The sequence below is a fragment of the Bacillus cereus group sp. BfR-BA-01355 genome, assembly GCF_022663675.1.
Lineage (GTDB): Bacteria > Bacillota > Bacilli > Bacillales > Bacillaceae_G > Bacillus_A > Bacillus_A thuringiensis_S.
The window spans coordinates 1-19,545 of sequence record NZ_JAKUFY010000018.1; the positions used below are offsets into that span (position 1 = coordinate 1).

The window sequence follows — 19,545 nt, forward strand, 5'->3', positions numbered from 1 at the left end:
GGTCCAACAGGTCCAACAGGTCCAACAGGTCTAACAGGTCTAACAGGTCCAACAGGCCTAACAGGAGCAACAGGCCTAACAGGTCCAACAGGTCCAACAGGTCCAACGGGTCCAACAGGTCTAACAGGTCCAACAGGCCTAACAGGAGCAACGGGAGCTGGAGCAGTTATTCCGTTCGCATCAGGTGGGCCAGTAGCATTAGCAACTGTTTTAGGTGGATTAGCAAACACAGGAGCACTTCTTGGATTTGGAAGTTCATTCTTCCCTGTAATTGTCCCACCTGGTGGCCCGATTACTATAGGCCCTGTACCTCCAGTATTTGATTTCGCATTTGTAGCTCCTCGTGCAGGTACAATTACTTCGTTAGCAGGATTCTTTAGTGTAACTGTAGCGGTTGCTTTAGCATTAGGAAGCATACAAATTCAAATGCAGTTGTACAGCGCACCAGCAGCAAGTAATACTTTCACTCCAGTAGGTACACCGTTACTATTAACACCAGCATTTAGTGGTCTTATTGCTATCGGTAATACCGCGAGTGGTATTAGCGCACAAGCAATTGCGGTCGCTCCACAAGATAAGATATTACTTGTTGTTTCATCGACTACACCTGGTTTTGATATAGCTACTGCTATTACAGGATTCGCAAGTGCGGGTATAACATTCGTATAATCAGTTATAAGTTTTGTAGTTGAAAATTTTGATATAAGAAAAGAGATTGTCAAAAAAGTATCTACAGATTAACTTTTGAAGACAGTCTCTTTTCTTTAATTGTTTTTATACTTTATGTCTGGTGAAAATGATTAAATATACTATGAGAATGTAGTGTAATTGTGTTAAGTTAAATGATCACTGCTAGTAAATTACACAGTAATAGGCATAAGCAAATGAAGGTTTCCAACCTATTTGGGATACAGAACTAATTTCATACACATACAAAGGCATATATCTAAAATATTTTAAATTTTAGTCTTACATATGTAAGGATTGATAATTGTTCCATTTGTTATAGATGGGTTACGGAAATATAGAGTTTTATGTATCCGGTTTCAAAATCAGCAGAAAAAACAGAACTTGGAGTAGGATTATTGTTTCCTGAGCTAAAGCAAGTGGATAAACATGAGTTGAAATATAGACAGTTAAAACGAGCTTTTGAAGAAGCTCTTGATGAGGATGAACAAAGGATTCTTGAAATGAAGTATATGAGTATGAAAGAATTAAATGATGATTACATTTATACTATCCTTGGAATAAAACGAGGTAAGTTTTATAGAAAACGTAAATCAGGTATCACCAACTTTGCTACAGCGCTTGGCATGATTTAAAAAGTAATGGAATTTTAGGAGTACTGTTCGGGGCACTATTTAGGGCACTTAATCAGGTGCCTTTTTACTTTGGAATCGGCGGTATGACATTTCTACAGTTAATTGTTTTTTGAAAAAAGAATGCTGTGGGGATAGCGTAGCCCCTTTATCAAAACGTTACTTGGTCGGAATGGACGGAGAAAAAAGGAAGAAAAAGACGAAAAACTTAATTGAATTTATATATCCAGCCACAGTGCATGAGTGTCGTGGCTGGATATCAGGAAACTGTCCGGATGCCAACAGGAAAAAGTGTTGGTTTTTCATATAAATCTCATAATTGAGAATTGGTTTAAATAACCAGTGCACCAACAGCAAAATGTGATTCATATATTTGCGCACATTTTGCTCACATTTTGTTCACGTACTATATAAAAAAGTATGAAAATCTATAAAAATAATTATTTTAATAAAATTTGTTCTAGATATTAAAAAGTGCCAAAGCCCTTGTGGTATAAGGGTTTTGGCACTTTTGTGTTTTTTATATTTTATCAAATAAACAACCCTAAAACTGCTCATTCTTTTCCCAAGATTCAACGATATAATGAGCAATCGTTGGATTGAAGCCTTTACCAACTAAAAACATAATTGCAGCAACTTCTGTTAATGCGTGTTCGTGTGATGTATGTTTTGCTTCATTTAAACCGTAATCTACCCATGGTTTTACGAAATCTAGTACAGGTTTCTTGAAAGGTAAAAACTGTGTACCGACAACTTGTTGAATTTGTTGTTGTGTTGGTTCTGTAATTGGTCCAGGTGGTAAGATTTGTGGTTGTGTAATGTCTAATGTTGGCCCAGGCGGTAAAATTTGTGGCTGAGTTGGATCTATTGTTGGTGGTTTAGGTGGTGAGACACGTGCGTCGTAGTTTGGTTGATACATTTGTTGTTGGTATTGCGGTTGAGTTGTGTATGGGTTTTGTGGTGTTACATATGGATTTTGCTGATATTGTTGTTCTTGGTTTTGTGGTGTTACATATGGATTTTGCTGATATTGTTGTTCTTGGTTTTGTGGTGCTGCATATGGATTTTGAGGATATTCATAATTTGGACGTGTGTCATATGGATTTTGTTGAAATTCAGTTTCTTGATTTTGCGTTGTTGCATATGGATTTTCGTCATATTGTTGTTCTTGTTGCTGTAACTCTTGTTCTTCGTATTGTTCTGTGTATCTCTGTTCCTGCTGTTGAGGGTAAAATGGTTGCCTTGGGTAAGGCGGTTGATTATTATAGAACATGTTTATTCCTCCTTCATGATGATGCCTACCACCTAGTGTATGGGCAGACAAGAAAATATGTGATGAAAAAATGCGGGCGTGTTACAATAAGTAACTGGGTGAAGATAAAATGACAAAACAAGAAAAAATCCAAAAAACAATTACTTTTGTAAAACATATTTTAGAAAAAGATGCGAGTGGGCATGATTGGTATCATATTGAGCGTGTACATAAACTGGCGATTTCTTTATCTGAGCAAGAAGGTGGAAATCGTTTTATAATTGAAATGGCAGCATTACTTCACGATGTGGCAGATGAAAAGCTAAATGAAAGTGAAGCAGCAGGAATGAAAAAAGTTTCTGATTGGTTAGAAGAGTTACGTGTTGAAGAAGAGGAAAGTAAACATATTCTTCATATCATCGCCAATATGTCTTATAAAGGTGGCCATGGCGGCACAGTAGAGTCACTTGAAGGGAAAATTGTTCAAGATGCGGATCGTTTAGATGCTCTTGGTGCAATTGGAATTGCTCGTACATTTGCATATGGCGGGGCAAAAGGGAGATTAATGTATGACCCAACTATTCCGCCGCGTGAAGAAATGACGAAAGAAGAGTATAGAAAAAATAATGATCCATCTTTAAATCATTTTTATGAAAAACTTTTGAAATTAAAAGATTTAATGAATACGAATGCAGCAAAACAAGAGGCTGAAATTCGTCATCGTTACATGGAACAGTTTATTGAACAATTTATGAAAGAGTGGAATGCACAAATATGAAAATGTTAACTGTGGAGAACTTATCAAAATCATATGGAGAAAAGCCGTTATTTGATGGATTATCATGTAGTATTACAGAAGGACAACGTGTCGGAATTATTGGTGTAAACGGTACTGGTAAATCGACATTATTAAAAATTATTGCAGGATTAGAAACTCCTGATACAGGTGATATGACGCATTCACGTGGGTATACAATTAGTTATTTATCACAGCAACCAGATTTTGATGAAAAACTAACAGTATTAGAGCAAGTGTTCCATGGTGATACACCTTTAATTCGTCTTCTTCGTGATTATGAAAAAGCGCTATTAAATATTGAAAAAGATCCAAGTAATGAAAAAGTACAGGAACAATTATTTGCAGTGCAGCAACGTATGGATGCAATGAGTGCATGGGAAGCAAATGCAAATGCGAAATCTCTTCTAACGAAATTAGGAATTACAGATTTCACTGCAATTGTTGGAAATTTATCTGGTGGACAGAAAAAACGTATCGCAATGGCACAATGTTTTATTGAAACACCTGATTTATTAATTTTAGACGAGCCTACGAACCATCTTGACCATGAGACAGTTGAATGGTTAGAAGAATATTTAGCAAGATATACAGGTGCGGTATTACTTGTAACCCATGATCGTTATTTCTTAGATCGTGTGACGAACCGTATTTTTGAATTAGATAATGGTAAATTATATAGCTACGAAGGAAACTATAGTACATTTTTAGAAGCGAAAGCACTTCGCGAAGAGCAAGAATTGGCACAAGAATCCAAACGCCAAAATTTATATCGTCGTGAACTTGCTTGGATTCGTCGTGGTGCAAAAGCCCGTTCTACGAAACAAAAGGCGCGTATTCAGCGTTTTGATGAGCTAAAGGAACAAGAAGGACCAGCTGCAAAACAGTCAGTTGATATTGCACTAAGTGGAAGTCGTCTAGGAAAGAAAGTACTTGAGTTAAAAGATGTAACGAAAAAATTTGGCGATAAGACGGTATTACATAATTTTAATCATATTGTGAAACCAGGTGATCGTATTGGAATTATTGGGGCGAACGGAAGCGGGAAATCTTCTCTATTAAATATGCTTGCAGGTAAGTTATCTCCTGATAGTGGTGAAGTTGAAGTAGGACAAACTGTAAAAGTTGCTTATTATACGCAAGAAAATGAAGAGATGAATTTAAATCAGCGTATGATTGAATACATTAAAGAGATTGCAGAAGTTATTCATACAACAGATGGAAAAGTAATTGGTGCATCTCAAATGTTAGAACGTTTCTTATTCCCGACTCATTCACATGGTACACCGCTTGGTAAACTATCTGGTGGTGAAAGAAGACGTTTATATTTATTACGTATTTTAATGGGAGAACCAAACGTACTTTTACTTGATGAACCTACGAACGATCTAGATACACAAACATTAACAGTACTAGAAGATTATTTAGAAGATTTCCCAGGTGTCGTTTTAACTGTATCGCATGACCGTTACTTCTTAGATAAGGTAGTAGATGAACTGTTCATCTTTACTGGCGGAGGCGAAGTGCGTGAGTTCCTAGGTAGTTATACAGATTATTTAGAAATGGAAAAAACGAGAGAACTTATGGAGAAAGCGGAAGTTCAAAAAGAGAAAAAAGTAGTAGAAGAAGCTCCAAAACAACAACGTAAACGTAAACTTTCATACAATGAGCAGCGTGAATGGGAAACGATTGAAGATACAATTGCCGAACTTGAAGAGAAAATTGAGTCAATTGGGGAAGAACTTGCGAAAGTTGGATCTGACTTCACAAAGGCACAAGAATTATCTGAAGCACAGCAGAAAACAGAAGAAGAGCTAGAAAAAAAGATGGAAAGATGGAGTGAACTATCAGACATCGTTGAAGGATTAAAATAAAAACAAGCTGCATATATTGAAAAGTAAAGAGAAAAACTTTACACTATTGGTAGAACCTATTTTAGGAGGGAAAAAATGAGAACATCTAATCCAATGTTGAAAAAAGAGGCATTCCGTAAAGAGGGAGCAAGCGCTTCTGCGATGACGATTGGCGGAACAGTAGGCAAAACGTTCATTATGCTTATCTTGCTACTTGCAACGTCTGTCTATTCATACATACAAATGATGCAGGGGACGATGAAGATGCCAGTATTAATTGGTGCTTTAATCGTTGCGGCAATCATCGCATTTGCGTCTATGTTCTTCCCGCGTATTTCACCTTTTGGTGCACCAATCTATGCAGCGGTAGAAGGGGTTGTGTTAGGAAGTATTTCAGCAGTTTATACAATGAAATTTGGCGATTCTATCGTTTTAAATGCTGTATTACTAACAATCTCAATTCTATTTGCAATGTTAGTGTTATATGCAACACGCGTAGTAAAAGTAACGGATAAATTCCGTACAGGCGTTATGGCAGCAACACTTGGAATTATGGTTATGTATTTAGTCGTATTCCTACTAAATATGTTTGGTGTAACTGTTCCATACATTCACCAAGGTGGTACAATCGGTATTATTATTAGTGCAGTTGTTATCGTAGTTGCTGCATTAAACTTATTACTAGATTTCGATTTAATCGAAAATGGTGTACGTAGTCAAGCTCCGAAATATATGGAGTGGTATACTGCGATGGGACTAATGCTTACATTAGTATGGTTATACTTAGAAATTCTTCGTTTCGTTTCTTACTTTACGAAAAATGACTAATAAAAAAATCCTGCATGAAAAATGCAGGATTTTTTTATTTTCAAAGATAAATTGAATGTATGGTATAATATGGATGTTATCAACTTGAATTGAAGGAGATGGAATATGATGAAAGAGAAGAAAGGGATTATGAAAAAACTATTTTCTAAAAGTTTTTTCATAGAACTAGATGAAACTTTAACGTATCCATCATCAGAAGTTATTACTTCAGTGATTGAAGGATATGCAACTGAATGCAATGAGAGACTAAAATTTGAGAGTAAAGTTAAACCGATTACGTTCTACTTAGAAAATGTAATGTACCGTGCTGAAATAAAGATGGCTCGCGGAGGATATTACATATCTTGTACTGAAGTGTAATAAATTTTGAAACCATACATGTTTGAACTATGTATGGTTTCTTTTTTTGTTTTGTAGGGTCTAAAATAATACTTTTTACTTACGGATATATCATTTTGTGCTTTTTACTATTCAAATACTTCTCCTTACAATGAAGAAAAATATGTGAGGTGGTATAACTTATGATGAATCGAGTTGTATTAATCGGTAGATTGACAAAGGAGCCAGAATTATACTACACAAAACAAGGCGTCGCTTATGCAAGAATATGTATTGCGGTGAATAGAGGATTTCGAAATAGTTTAGGTGAACAACAAGTCGATTTTATTAATTGTGTCGTTTGGCGAAAATCGGCTGAGAATGTAACTGAATATTGTAAGAAGGGGTCACTTGTTGGGATTACAGGGCGTATTCAGACGAGTAATTACGATGATGAACAAGGCAAGAGAATATATAGAACTGAAGTTGTGATTGAGAGTATTACCTTTTTGGAGAGAAGGCGGGAGGGGGCATCATGATAAGAAGTAAAGAGTATCAAAAATAATAGAGGGGGTTAATAGCCCTCTATTATTTTTGAGTGATACCTCCCCAAACAACATCCAACTGTTGATAGAGTATATTTTTTGCATTTGTTTCATTAGCATGTAATAGGGAATGGGACATTAGTGTATAAAAATAAGTACTCATAATAGTAGAAGTGATAATATTTACATCCCATTGACTGTTTAATGTTCCTGCCTCTTTCGCTTCGGTAATAATTGAAGACAAACCTTCTTGTAGCTGTTGTATACTTTTTAATTCATTTTCTACTAAGTAGTTTGACTTTATAATCTCAAAGACGGCATGCTTCATTAAATCACCATGTCCAGTAAATCGATCCAGTAAATCTCCTAAAACAAGTTTGATTTTTTCTTTTGGATGTTCCATATTTTTATACGTTTTTAAACTTTCATTCCATAGGTCAATCTGAGAATCACCTAAAAATAATAATATGTTTTCTTTTTTCGGAAAATAGTTGAAGAAAGTTCCTTTTGCAATACCACATGCAGTAGTAATATCTTGAACCGTTACGTTTTCGTACCCACGTTCTTGGAAGAGCTGTATTGCCTTTAGGAATATAAGTTCTTTTAACTCTTTTTTTCTCGTTTCTCTTAGCATTTTATCTACTCCTAACACAAACAATTATAGCTGTTTAATAGATAATCTCAAATAGAATCTTACGTCAGAATTCAGTTTATTGTTTTATAAAGCTCTATATAATCGAAAGCAAGATAGAAAGAATTCTGTTTATAGTTTCTTGTTATAAACGAAAACTATATAGTTCGTGTGCTTGCCTTTCAGAAATCCATTTTGGAATACGTTTCATTACTTCATTTCTTATTATAGTTAAAGGTTTACTTTCTATTTGCGCCATTTTTCCAACTGTCCACGCAGTGGTTGAGATTTTTTCAATTCTATCTCTTCTTTTTTGTTCGTATTCTATAAATGCTTGACGATAATGAGCATTATTTTCGATACATTCAGCCAGAATAATCGCATCTTCAATTGCTTGACAAGCACCTTGACCTAAATTCGGAGTAAGTGCATGGGCAGCATCTCCAATAAATACGATGCGTTTGTCAAAAAATTGTTTCATTGGAGTGATGTCTACAATATCACGATGAATCATATTAACGTCAGATGCGTTTTTTAAAATAGCTGGAATGGGATTATGATAATTTTTGAAGTGATTATATAAATCTGCTGTTGTGTAAGCTTTGTATTTTGAATCTCTAGCTTTAGCGTTTATGAGTGCATACCAGTATACTTCATTGTTGGGAAGAGGGACGATACCAAATCTACCGTTTGTTCCCCAAGTTTCAATAAAATCGTTTGTTAAAGAAAGGTTATTAGTAGGAGTTACGCCGCGCCAACACGTATAGCCTGCATAACGGTAATTATCGCCTTGTGTTACTTGTTTTCGAACGACAGAATGAATACCATCAGCCGCAATGAGTATATTGCCGAGTGCTTCACTACCATCTTGAAATACTATTTTTAAGGCGTTTTCTTCATTCTGTTCTATTTTTACGCATTCTTTTCCCCATTCGACAGTATCCTCTTTTAGTTCAGAAAGTAATAATTGATGTAAATATTTTCTATGAATGGAGTACATTTTTGGATAGCAAGTTGGAATAATTAATTTATTGAAAGTAGTTCCTTTTTCGGATACAAGGTTAAAACCGTCACTTTCGTTGCCAAATTTTTTGATTTTCTCAGAAATTTCGTATAATTCCAGTGCTTGCATTGCATTTGGGGCAATGATAATACCTGCACCAGCAACAGTGGGTTCAGTTTTTTTGTCATATACTTTTACATCTAATCCTATTTTTTGTAGGGAAATTGCTGCACAAAGTCCAGCGATACCGCCACCAATAATTATGACATTATTCATTTGTTATCCCTCCACTTATAAATGACTTAACTCATAAAATGACCAAGGTCATTTTATGAGTTAAGGTTAATTCCTTTTTATGTAATTGTCAATTAGACTTTTAACTATAGTTTTGGAAAGATTAGGTGAAAATAGAATGAATAAAGCTTTTCAGAAATGTAGAAAAGGAATTAGTAAAATTAAGCATCCGAGTAGGAGTATAGAGTGATAACATGTTACAATACAGCTAAGAACATGCAATAAAGGAGAGTTTTTTACGTGAAGATTAAAGCAATTGAACCGACGCCAAGTCCAAATACAATGAAAGTTATTTTGAATGAAGTATTACCATCAGGAGCGCGTAATAATTATACAAATGAAAATAAAGAACAAGCGCCAATGCAAGTGCAAGAAATTTTGAAAATTGAAGGCATTAAAGGTGTGTATCATGTAGCAGATTTTTTAGCAGTGGAGCGAAATGCAAAGTATGACTGGAAAGTTTTATTACAACAAGTTCGTGCTGTTTTTGGCGAAGAAGTAGTGGAAGAAAGTGAAGAACAACAACTTGCTCATTTTGGGGAAGTGAAAGTGTTTGTTCAAATGTTCTTTACAATTCCAATGCAAGTAAAGTTAACAGATGGAACATCGGAAGAACGTGTTGGCTTACCAGAGCGTTTTAAAGAATCAATTATGAAGGTACAAATGTCTGCACCAAACGTTGTAAAAGAGCGAAAATGGGTAGAACAAAGTACACGTTACGGTAATTTTGAAGAAATCGGGAAAGAAGTAGTAGAAGAGATTGTTGCTGCTTATTCAGAAGAACGTGTAAATGAAACAGTTAAAGAATTATTAAACCAGGCAGGTGCTGTTGAAGTAACGGTTCAAAAGCGTGAGCCATATAAAGTAACAGAAGAGATGATGAAAGATGCTGACTGGAAAAACCGTTTTGCAGCATTAGAACAAATGGATCCTACTGAAGAAGATATTCCAGTGTTGAAGATGGCGTTAGATGATGAAAAAGTTTCGATCCGCCGTTTAGCAACTGCGTATTTAGGTATGGTAAAAGGTGATGGAGTATTGCCATTATTATATAAAGCGTTATTAGATCGTTCAGTAAGTGTTCGCCGTACAGCAGGCGATTGCTTATCAGACGTAGGTGATCCAGCAGCGATGTTCGTTATGATTAAATCTCTGAAAGATTCAAGTAAATTAGTACGCTGGCGTGCAGCTATGTTCTTATTTGAGCTTGGAGATGAAAGTGCAATTCCAGCATTAAAAGCAGCGCAAGATGATCCAGAGTTTGAAGTAGCGATGCAAGCGCGTCTAGCATTAGAGCGTATTGAAGGCGGAGAAGAAGCAAAAGGTTCTGTATGGAAACAAATGACAGAGTCTCGTAAAGGGGAATAATATATGATTGTTTTCTATGATAGTTGGTGTCCGATGTGTACGGCGGTTGCAGAACGTACGAAAAAATTAGATAAAAAAGGTAAGATGAAATTTGTTTCATTTCGAGATGAAGATGTAGTTGAGAAGTATGAGCTTTCTCAAGAACTACAAAGTAAGATGGAACAAAGACTGTATATTTTTAAAAATAATAAGTGGTATGACGGCATTCAGAGCATAGATGTATTAGCAAAGGCCGTACCATCTTATTGGTTTGCCGTTCCTTTTATAAAGCTATCTATCGTACTTGGTTTTGGAAGTAAAGTATACGATTATATCGCTAACAATAGAAAACTTGTCCCAGTTGGACATTGCCGCGGTGGGGTTTGTGAAATCCCTACAAAAAAATGAAATCATCGTAATCTTTCTTTTGCACCTAGTAATAGAGCGTGATATGATGAATTTGGAATGAAAGTTGAAGGAGAGATTACAAGATGTCAAATGCTTATGAAGAATACATGCGCCAAATGGTAATCCCAATGCGCCAAGAGTTAGTGCGTTCTGGGTTTGAAGAGTTAACTACAGAAGAAGCTGTAACAGAATTTATGGAAAATACATCAGGTACAACTTTAGTAGTTGTAAACTCTGTTTGTGGTTGTGCAGCTGGTTTAGCACGTCCATCAGCAGGTCAAGCGGTTGTTCGTGCTGAAAAACAACCTGATCATCTTGTAACTGTATTCGCAGGTCAAGATAAAGATGCTACCGCAAAAATGCGTGAATACTTCGGAGAAATCCCTCCATCTTCACCATCTATGGCATTATTAAATGGAAAAGAAGTTGTTCACTTCATTCACCGTCATGAAATTGAAGGTGCAACTATGGACGAAATTATTACGAACTTAGAGCAAGCTTTCGAAAAGAATTGCTAAAGAAGGGGGAGAGTAAATCTCCCTCTTTTCTTTATATAGAGGTGAAAGAATGATAGTAACAACAGCAGGAAGAACAAATAAAGAAATGACAGCATATGCAAAGGAGGTAGCAGAAGAATTAAATCGTTCTTTTATTTTACGTAATGATATACCAGTGCATAAATTACATGAGCAGTATGAACAAGATGTACTTGTCGTAGGAAAGAACCGATTAGCTATTTATCCGAAAGGTACGGAAGAATCATTTTTCTTTCATCCGAACTCAGCGATGTTTCGTGTGAAAAGGTTAATGCGTGGAGAGCACGATCCGTTTGTACAAGCTGCTAAATTAGAGAGCGGAATGACAGTGTTAGATTGTACGCTCGGTATGGCATCAGATAGTATTGTAGCTAGTTATGTTGTTGGTGAAAGTGGAACAGTAACAGGACTTGAAGGCAATGAATATATGGCTTATATCATGAAAAATGGTTTGAAAACATGGTCTTCATCTGTTTCTGAAATCGATGAAGCAATGCAAAGAATCCTAGTAAAGCAAACGGAGCATTTTTCATTTTTAGCGCAATGTGAAGACGATAGTTACGATGTCGTTTACCTTGATCCTATGTTTGAAGAAACTGTCATAGAATCTGACGGAATTAAAGGATTAAAACACTTCGCTTTGTATCATGATATTACTGATGAAACAATTGCGGAGGCGAAGCGAGTGGCGAGAAAGCGTGTCGTATTAAAAGATCATTTCCGTAGTTCTAGATTTGAAAAACACAATTTTCACGTATACAAAAGAAAAAGTGCTAAGTTTCACTTTGGTGTAATTGACCCTTGCTAATTGTTTGAAAAGATGTATAATAAGCAATAATTAATTAAATATACTGTCTGTGATGAAGAGAGTAGTCTTTTTTAGAAGGAAAGCGAGCTGGGGATGGTGTGAGCCTAGTACGGAAGAAAAAGATGAAGCGCACTTCGGAGATGCTTCTTGAACGAATAGTAGAGAAAGCCGAGGCCCCCTGTCCTCGTTATAAACGGGAAAGTGGTTCGTAACGAACAACAAGGGTGGTACCACGGGTTAAAACTCGTCTCTTTTTTAGAGACGAGTTTTTTGTGTTTTAAAAAATAAGGAGGTTAAATCATGGATTATAAAATGCAGTTTGCGGAAAGTTTATCTAATATTTTCACGAATGAACTAACGCAAAAACAAATTTTAGATTTAATTGAAACACCGAAACAAGATGAATTTGGAGATGCAGCGTTCCCATGCTTTTCATTAGCAAAGAAATACAAAAAAGCACCAGCTATTATCGCAAAGGAAGTTGCTGAGAAATTAAATAATCCGTTTTTTACGAAAGTAGAAGCCGTTGGTCCTTATGTAAATGTGTTTTTCAATCGTGAAACTGTAAGTGATGCAGTATTAAAAACGGTTTTAGCGGAAAAAGAAGAGTTCGGTCAAAACCACTTTGGCTGTGAAAAAACAGTAGTAATTGATTATTCCTCTCCTAATATCGCGAAACCTTTTTCGATGGGGCATTTACGTTCTACAATGATAGGAAATTCGCTGAAACATATCGCTGAAAAATGTGGCTATGAAGTTGTAGGAATCAATTATATTGGTGATTGGGGAACGCAGTTTGGAAAATTAATTACCGCATATAAAAAATGGGGAAATGAAGCAGTAGTTAAAGAGGATCCAATACGTGAATTATTTAAGTTATACGTTCAATTCCATGAAGAGGTAAAAGACGACGAAGAACTAGAAGAAGAAGGGCGTGCTTGGTTTAAGAAATTAGAAGAAGGTGATGAAGAAGCTGTTGAGCTTTGGAATTGGTTCCGTCATGAGTCCCTTAAAGAATTTTCTCGCATTTATGAACTTCTCGGTGTTGAATTTACTAATTTTCAAGGAGAAGCATTTTATAATAACTTAATGGAAGATTTTATTGGGATTTTAGAAGAGCATGATTTGCTTGAAGAATCAGAAGGCGCATTAGTCGTTAATTTAGAAGAAGAAGGAATGCCGCCCTGCTTAATTAGAAAATCAGATGGTGCGACGATTTATGCAACGCGTGACTTAACAGCAGCTTTATATCGTCAAAACACTTATGGGTTTGATAAAGCGCTATATGTTGTTGGTCCAGAACAAAGCTTACATTTCAATCAATTTTTCACTGTATTAAAAAAACTTGGCTATACTTGGGTTGATGGTATGGAACACGTACCGTTTGGCTTCATTTTAAAAGATGGTAAGAAAATGTCGACACGTAAAGGAAGAGTTATTTTACTCGAAGAAGTACTTGAGGAAGCAATTGAACTTGCAAAACAAAATATTGAAGAGAAAAACCCAAACTTAAAACAGAAAGAAGAAGTAGCAAAGCAAGTCGGTGTAGGGGCAGTTATTTTCCACGATTTAAAAAATGAGCGTATGCACAATATTGAATTCTCATTAGAAAATATGCTGAAATTTGAAGGAGAAACAGGCCCGTACGTACAGTACACACATGCACGTGCTTGCTCTATTTTAAGAAAAGAAAGTGTAGAATTTGAAACATGTACGTTTGCTTTAAAAGATGATCATAGCTGGAGTGTCGTAAAATTACTTAATAAATTCCCTCAAGTAATTGAAGCAGCTTTCAATAAAAATGAGCCATCAATCATTTCGAAATATGTATTAGATGTAGCACAATCATTCAATAAATATTACGGTAATGTTCGTATATTAGAAGAGAGCGAAGAAAAAGACAGCAGACTCGCATTGGTTTATGCTTTGACGGTTGTACTAAAAGAAGGATTACGTTTACTTGGGGTGGAGGCACCTGAGGAGATGTAGCATAAAAGGTGTATGTATCATTACAGATATGTATGCCTTTTTATTTGGTATAGGAGCCATGTAAGTAGTAATCTCACTTTATTAAACTAATTTCTGGGGGAATTAAAATGTAGGAATGTTTTTGTTAAATGGAGAATTGTAAGGGGTGTATATAAAAGGAGGCGTTAGACGTTGGAAACATACGATTGGAACAGTAAACTAGCGTATTTAAAAAACACGAGAGATTTATATTACAATAGCGATTATGTAAGTTTTCTAGTGAATTCAGTTTGGAAGATTTCTGATCCAGTACATGTTGTTGATTATGGCTGTGGATATGGTTATTTAGGGTTAGTTTTGTTGCCGTTACTACCAGGTGGATCAACATATACAGGCATTGATAGCGGAGAAGCATTAATAGCTGAAGCGAGAGAGTTGTTTCGTTCCCTCCCGTATGAATCAGAATTTATTGAGGAAGATGCTACAGAAATTGAACTGAACGATAAATACGATATAGCAATCTGTCATGCTTTCTTATTACATATGAGTTCGCCAAAAACGATGCTACAAAAAATGATACATTCAATTAAAAAGGGCGGAAAAATAATCTGTTTTGAACCACATTGGATATCAAATATGTCTTCATACTCTTTAGATGGGGAGAAACAATCAGAATTTATTCAGTTAGGTGTTTTGCAGAAATTATTTGAAAGTGATACGAAAAGAAATGGTAAAGATGGCAATATAGGCATGAAAATACCGATATATTTAAGTGAATTAGGTGTGAAAAATATTGAGTGTAGAGTAAGCGATAAAGTGAACTTTTTAGATTCAAATATGCATCACAATGATAAAAACGATTTGTATCAATCATTAAAAGAAGAGGGGATTGCAGGCAATCCGGGTGATAAGCAGCAATTTATAGAATGTTTAATAGACAGAGGATTAACATATGATAATGCGCTAGCTCAATATGAAGCTGAACTCCGATTTTACAAAATATTTCATGTGCATTCTTCTTTAGTGTACGCTCCGAATATGAAAATTACATTTGGTGACATAGTATGTTAAAAGGTATGATATATAAGAATTGTCGTTTAATGTCGATAAGTCGGTATTCGACATATAATCGCTGATATATTTGAATTATCGGCGATATAATTTTATGTACTAAGTTCAGCTTTTACAAGATCAAAACTGCATGTTACGTTATTCCATATAATCAAACAAAATACAGAGAAAAGCAATCGTTTTTACTATATTTTGTTATAAATTTGAATAATATTAATTAATACCATCCATTATAAGAGATTTTAGTTGAATACATACTATATGGTGTGTAAAATCTAAGCAAGTAGCAGTTTAAATATAAATTCGAGGTGAATGCATGCTAGATTTTAAGCAGTTAGAAGCGTGTTTGAAAGATAAGAGATTTGTAGACGGATTACAGGAAATAAATAATGAAATTGCATATATAAAAGAAACGAATACTTTATCCTATGTGAAGAATTGGCTTGCCAATATTCCTTCGCATAAGGAGTTTGATATATTAATTCGCCTTACTGATGAAGGGCTTATGCACCAATACAGTTCATTTCTCATTCGCTACGCTTATAAAAAATTCCCAAATATGAGAACGCTCTCTTTATATTGTGATGAGTTTATTGATGAGCGAAAAATTCTTGAAGCAGAGCAGTTGTTAAAATCTTCTTTAGAAGAGTTAGGTAAAGAAGAAATAGATGCAGATTTTTTAGCGAAAACATATTTTACGTTAGTACGATGTCTTTTAGAAATGAAACGAAACGAAGAAGCGCTAATGTATATGAAAAAAGCAGAGGAGTACAGTACACGTGCAGTCTTTGATAAATGGGGCTACGTTTATATGCATACAGGTGAATGGGAGAAAGCGGAAGAACAATTTATTGCTGGCATACAGCATGAAGATTGTGAAGAGTTATCTACCTATTTATTATCACAATTGTATGCGAATAAAGGGGAACAAAAACGTGCAATACAGTTAATTGATGATGCGATTGTAAAGTTTCCACAAGTACCATATTTTCATTTTGAGAAGGTAAAGTATTTATTAGATTTAGAGCAATATGAAGAAATGTTAGCGGTAATAGATAACATAAATACTCAGCTGCCATATCATGCCTATAATACTTACTTTGTACATTTACGTGCAGAAGCGTTGTACAAAATGAATAAGTTTGCAGATTTACAAAAGCTATTAAGAGAAGAAAAGAGTTTAAAAGAATCTTTATATCATAATTTAGAAAAAAATCCGGATGGAAAAAAGGTTCACTTGCCGATAGTTCCTATTGTACAAAAGGATAATTATTGTGTTCCGACAAGTTTAGAGATGATGTTGCGTATATGGGGAGAGAAACGTACACAAGATGAAATAGCAGAGTTTATTTTTGATATGACAGGTTCGAAGTTTTCAGATACTGTTTCTTATTTAGAAGAATTAGGTTATGAATATCGTTATTTTAAAGGGAATGAAGAGAATTATAAGAGACTGATTGACGAAGGAATTCCTGTTTTATTAAGTATAGATATTGAGCATGCTTCACACGTACAAGTTCTATCTGGATATGATGATACATTGCAAGCTTTCTATGTTCAAGATCCAAACTTTATAGAACCAGTTCTTGTGGAATATAGTAAATTACAAGAAAAATATCGTTATACAGGCTGTTTAGCAATCACGTTTGTTCCGAAAGAAAAGAAGGAGCAACTAGCGTTTCTAAGTGAAGAAGAAAATCGTTATTTTAAATCTATTTTTTCTCTTACGGATCATTTAGATGAACATGACAAAGAGGGAATTAGTAACTTAGTACAATTTTTAAAAGAAACGAGTGATAATCCAAATACGTGGTTATATACGATAAAGCACTTAGATGTTGAAGTAGATAAAGAATTTATTTTATATTGTATCGATAAGTTAATGGAAAAGTTTCCGAACTCGGACTTTGTTAAATTGCATGGTGCACAGTGTTTTATTCGTCTTCAGGAAGTAGACAAAGCCGAGCAAATGCTGACAAGCGTTGAGAAGAAAAATAATCGTGCATTATATCATTTGATAAATGGAAGATATGCTTTTGAGCAGGAAAGTTATATAGAAGCAATTTCAAGCTTTCGTTCATCGTTACAATTAGACGCAGATCAGCCTATTGCTTGGAGTTTTCTCGCTTTATCCTATATGTATATTGATCAATCTGAAAAAGCATTGCAATACTCTCAAGTTGCGTTAGAGCGTAGTCCTGAAAGGTTTACTTTAACGAATCACGGTATAATATTAATAGATTTAGAAAGATATGAAGAAGCATATGAAATCTTTAATGACTTGTTAAAAGAATATAAATATGAAGCACATGTATGGTATGAACGAGCGAGATGTGCACATCAACTAGGAAAATTATATTTAGCAATAAAAGGGCTTAAAGTAGCGATTCATTTGGATAGTAATGCACCTTACATTTATACAAAACTTTCGGAAATATACGAATCTGATTTGAAGGATGAGGAAAGTACGAAAGAAATTTTATTAAACGGTATTGAGAATTGTGATGATAAAGCATCTCTTTACGTAAAATTAGGTGACTATCATTTTCAAAATGATAGCTTGGAAGAAGCAGAAGTATTGTATAAGCGTGCTTTAGAAGAAAATGATGAGGATGTTTATTCTCACTTCGGACTTACACAAGTTTATATGGCAAGAGAACAATACAAGGAAGCAAAAGAATATATTCTTGGTCTTGAGAAGCAAATTGAAAAGAGCCAAGATTTCCTCATGAATGCAGGAATGGTTTTATGGGATGCTGAAATTGAACTTGGTGGAAATGAAGAAGGGTTTAAAGTAGCGCTATCTAAGTTAGAAAATGGTATAAAGAAAAGTGATTATAATGTAGCAAGTGCGTTAGATGAATATGTGAATCGAATTAAAGGAACGGAATTTGTACAACGAGGTATAGCGTTTTTAAGAACGTTACACAAAGAAAGAAATGAAGTAAGTGAGTACGGTTGTTATGCAGGTATTTTATATGAATCTATTGGACAGTACGGCCAAGCGATGAAAAGATATAGTAAGGCGATAGAACAAAAGGAAACGGCATTACCGTATTACCGAATTGGTGAAACACTTATGGCATTAGGACAATTGACGGAAGCAAAACAAGCGTATGAAACATGTTTAGAGCTTGATGGGAATTTCGTAGGTGTACATTTACAGCTTGCGGAAATATACGAAAAAGAAGAAAACCGTTTTAAAGAACAAAGTCATATGGTTCAGGCGATGAAAGAAGAGCCGTTGCATATTAATATGGAATATTTGGCACAGCTTTCAGTAGATATGAATCTTCAGGAAGAATTGTTGACTGAACTAGAACAATTAGCGGAAGAAGTACCTGAAATATGGCGTTTAGATGCGATTGCATATGTGTACGGTGCGATGAATGAAATAGATAAAGAACAAGCACAGATTGAATACGCGCTACAATTAGATGGTGAGCATATAGAAGTTCTATATCATTATGCAAAAGTATTAGTGAAAAAAAGAAATGTAAAAGCAATTGAAGTTGCAATGAAAGTAATACAAAAAGATTTTGATAATGAACGTATATTTGATGTTTATGTAAAAGCAGTAGAGCAACATAAAAAATTGTCTAACATACGAGATTTTCTTCATACGTTAAAGGTGAAAAAAGCAGAAAGAAGTACAGCATTCATGTATGCTGCAGCTGCGGTTACGGAAATATGGATTGAACGCCAGCTGCATGAACAGCCGAAACGATCTATCATTACGAGAGCTTTTTATCGTATGAAAAATCGTGCGAAAGAAATTTCAATGGTTACTATGATAATTGATTTATATGAAATCTCTTTAAAGTTAAATCCGAAAAATAGTATGGCAGCACAGCGATTTGCGCTATTTTATGAGAATGTAGAGATGAATAAAGAAGCGATAGAGATTCTGCACACCTCACTAGAAAATAAATGGGATTATGAAGTAGCGAAGCAACTTGTAAATCTTTTCGTTGAGTGCGAGGAAGAAGATATGTTAAGAGATGCTTTGGAATTAACGAAGCAAATGGTTCGAGAACTACCAGATGATTATGATACTCTTCTTCTGCAAGCACAAGTATTCTTTAAAGCAGGGGAAGAAAGAAAAGCAGAAAAGATTACCTTACAATTAACGGAGCAAACACCGTTCGTAAGTAGAGCATTTCTTGCTTTAGGAGAAATATATCAAAGTCAAGAAAGGTTTGAAGAGGCAATTCAAGTATTAGAAAATGCTTCTATACATCATCCAAATGAAACAGTAATTCTTCTTTCTTTAGCGTCTTCATATCATGGTGCCGGCCAAACACTAAAGGCAGAAAAAATAACAAATGAAGTATTAACAATGGATGCAAGTGATTTGTTAGCAAGATATGATCGTGCTTGTTATTTAGCACAGTTAAATAGAAATGAAGAGGCGAAGGAAGAGCTTGAAATTGTCCTTCGTGAGGATGACTCGGGATTCTTTGTTGAACTTATTGAGGATGATGAAAATTTAGCAGCATTGCGAGAATTTGAAAAGTAATTGTATAAGAATAGGGGATAAGGATAAGAATATATTTTGAATTAGTTGA

16 protein-coding genes, 1 pseudogene and 1 other annotated feature are annotated in these 19,545 nt (G+C 35.0%); of the genes and pseudogenes, 14 read left to right on the forward strand and 3 right to left on the reverse strand.

Annotated elements, in window-relative coordinates; translation table 11 throughout:
- Both MR167_RS08390 and MR167_RS08395 read left to right on the forward strand, forming a co-directional pair.
- Positions 1-669, forward strand: a 669-nt coding sequence (locus MR167_RS08390) for an exosporium glycoprotein BclB-related protein (RefSeq protein ID WP_276575828.1), incomplete at its 5' end; no start/stop codon positions are given.
- Between the two features lie 315 nt (positions 670-984).
- Positions 985-1,322: pseudogene (locus MR167_RS08395) on the forward strand (ArpU family phage packaging/lysis transcriptional regulator).
- A gap of 541 nt (positions 1,323-1,863) precedes the next feature.
- On the opposite strand, the gene MR167_RS08400 reads toward MR167_RS08395, so the two are convergent.
- The gene (locus MR167_RS08400; protein WP_242314375.1) at positions 1,864-2,592 is read right to left on the reverse strand and encodes a hypothetical protein; all 729 of its coding nucleotides are present in this window, start codon (positions 2,590-2,592) and stop codon (positions 1,864-1,866) included.
- Between the two features lie 109 nt (positions 2,593-2,701).
- Here MR167_RS08400 and MR167_RS08405 point away from each other — a divergent pair, with 109 nt between their 5' ends.
- From MR167_RS08405 to MR167_RS08425, 5 genes are all read left to right on the forward strand, one after another.
- Positions 2,702-3,349, forward strand: a complete 648-nt coding sequence (locus tag MR167_RS08405; protein WP_000165956.1) for an HD domain-containing protein — start codon at positions 2,702-2,704, stop codon at positions 3,347-3,349.
- Positions 3,346-5,241 carry an ABC-F family ATP-binding cassette domain-containing protein gene (locus MR167_RS08410; protein ID WP_000783164.1) on the forward strand — a complete coding sequence of 632 codons (1,896 nt, stop codon included), beginning with the start codon at positions 3,346-3,348 and terminating at the stop codon, positions 5,239-5,241. Before MR167_RS08405 ends, MR167_RS08410 begins: the two co-directional genes overlap by 4 nt.
- Positions 5,242-5,316: 75 nt before the next feature.
- Positions 5,317-6,048, forward strand: coding sequence for a Bax inhibitor-1/YccA family protein (locus MR167_RS08415; protein ID WP_001260655.1), 732 nt, complete (start codon positions 5,317-5,319; stop codon positions 6,046-6,048).
- A 105-nt stretch (positions 6,049-6,153) separates the two neighbouring features.
- On the forward strand, positions 6,154-6,408 hold the full coding sequence (locus MR167_RS08420) for a DUF4318 domain-containing protein (protein ID WP_016077798.1): 255 nt from the start codon (positions 6,154-6,156) through the stop codon (positions 6,406-6,408).
- Between the two features lie 161 nt (positions 6,409-6,569).
- Positions 6,570-6,905 (forward strand): single-stranded DNA-binding protein, encoded by a 336-nt coding sequence (locus MR167_RS08425; protein WP_000982013.1) that lies wholly within the window; start codon positions 6,570-6,572, stop codon positions 6,903-6,905.
- 49 nt (positions 6,906-6,954) lie between these two features.
- On the opposite strand, the gene MR167_RS08430 is transcribed toward MR167_RS08425, so the two are convergent.
- Both MR167_RS08430 and MR167_RS08435 read right to left on the reverse strand, forming a co-directional pair.
- Positions 6,955-7,545 (reverse strand): TetR/AcrR family transcriptional regulator, encoded by a 591-nt coding sequence (locus MR167_RS08430; RefSeq protein ID WP_242314377.1) that lies wholly within the window; start codon positions 7,543-7,545, stop codon positions 6,955-6,957.
- A 142-nt stretch (positions 7,546-7,687) separates the two neighbouring features.
- Positions 7,688-8,821, reverse strand: a complete 1,134-nt coding sequence (locus MR167_RS08435) for an FAD-dependent oxidoreductase (protein ID WP_016077796.1) — start codon at positions 8,819-8,821, stop codon at positions 7,688-7,690.
- A 258-nt stretch (positions 8,822-9,079) separates the two neighbouring features.
- Here MR167_RS08435 and MR167_RS08440 point away from each other — a divergent pair, with 258 nt between their 5' ends.
- The 7 genes from MR167_RS08440 to MR167_RS08470 all read left to right on the forward strand — a co-directional run bounded on the left by MR167_RS08440 (position 9,080) and on the right by MR167_RS08470 (position 19,496).
- Positions 9,080-10,207, forward strand: a complete 1,128-nt coding sequence (locus MR167_RS08440; RefSeq protein ID WP_242314379.1) for a virulence factor — start codon at positions 9,080-9,082, stop codon at positions 10,205-10,207.
- A 3-nt stretch (positions 10,208-10,210) separates the two neighbouring features.
- Positions 10,211-10,594, forward strand: a complete 384-nt coding sequence (locus MR167_RS08445) for a thiol-disulfide oxidoreductase DCC family protein (protein ID WP_000634874.1) — start codon at positions 10,211-10,213, stop codon at positions 10,592-10,594.
- An 83-nt stretch (positions 10,595-10,677) separates the two neighbouring features.
- Positions 10,678-11,112, forward strand: coding sequence for a BrxA/BrxB family bacilliredoxin (locus MR167_RS08450; RefSeq protein ID WP_000063708.1), 435 nt, complete (start codon positions 10,678-10,680; stop codon positions 11,110-11,112).
- Positions 11,113-11,161: 49 nt separating this feature from the next.
- Complete coding sequence (locus tag MR167_RS08455; RefSeq protein ID WP_000637432.1) at positions 11,162-11,938, forward strand: class I SAM-dependent methyltransferase; 777 nt, start codon at positions 11,162-11,164, stop codon at positions 11,936-11,938.
- Between the two features lie 40 nt (positions 11,939-11,978).
- Positions 11,979-12,193 (forward strand) — a binding site (T-box leader).
- A gap of 45 nt (positions 12,194-12,238) precedes the next feature.
- The gene (argS, locus tag MR167_RS08460; protein WP_242314380.1) at positions 12,239-13,927 is read left to right on the forward strand and encodes an arginine--tRNA ligase; all 1,689 of its coding nucleotides are present in this window, start codon (positions 12,239-12,241) and stop codon (positions 13,925-13,927) included.
- Between the two features lie 171 nt (positions 13,928-14,098).
- Positions 14,099-14,977, forward strand: a complete 879-nt coding sequence (locus tag MR167_RS08465; RefSeq protein WP_016077792.1) for a class I SAM-dependent methyltransferase — start codon at positions 14,099-14,101, stop codon at positions 14,975-14,977.
- 316 nt (positions 14,978-15,293) lie between these two features.
- The gene (locus MR167_RS08470) at positions 15,294-19,496 is read left to right on the forward strand and encodes a bacteriocin-processing peptidase family protein (protein WP_242314381.1); all 4,203 of its coding nucleotides are present in this window, start codon (positions 15,294-15,296) and stop codon (positions 19,494-19,496) included.
- Positions 19,497-19,545: the final 49 nt, after the last annotated feature.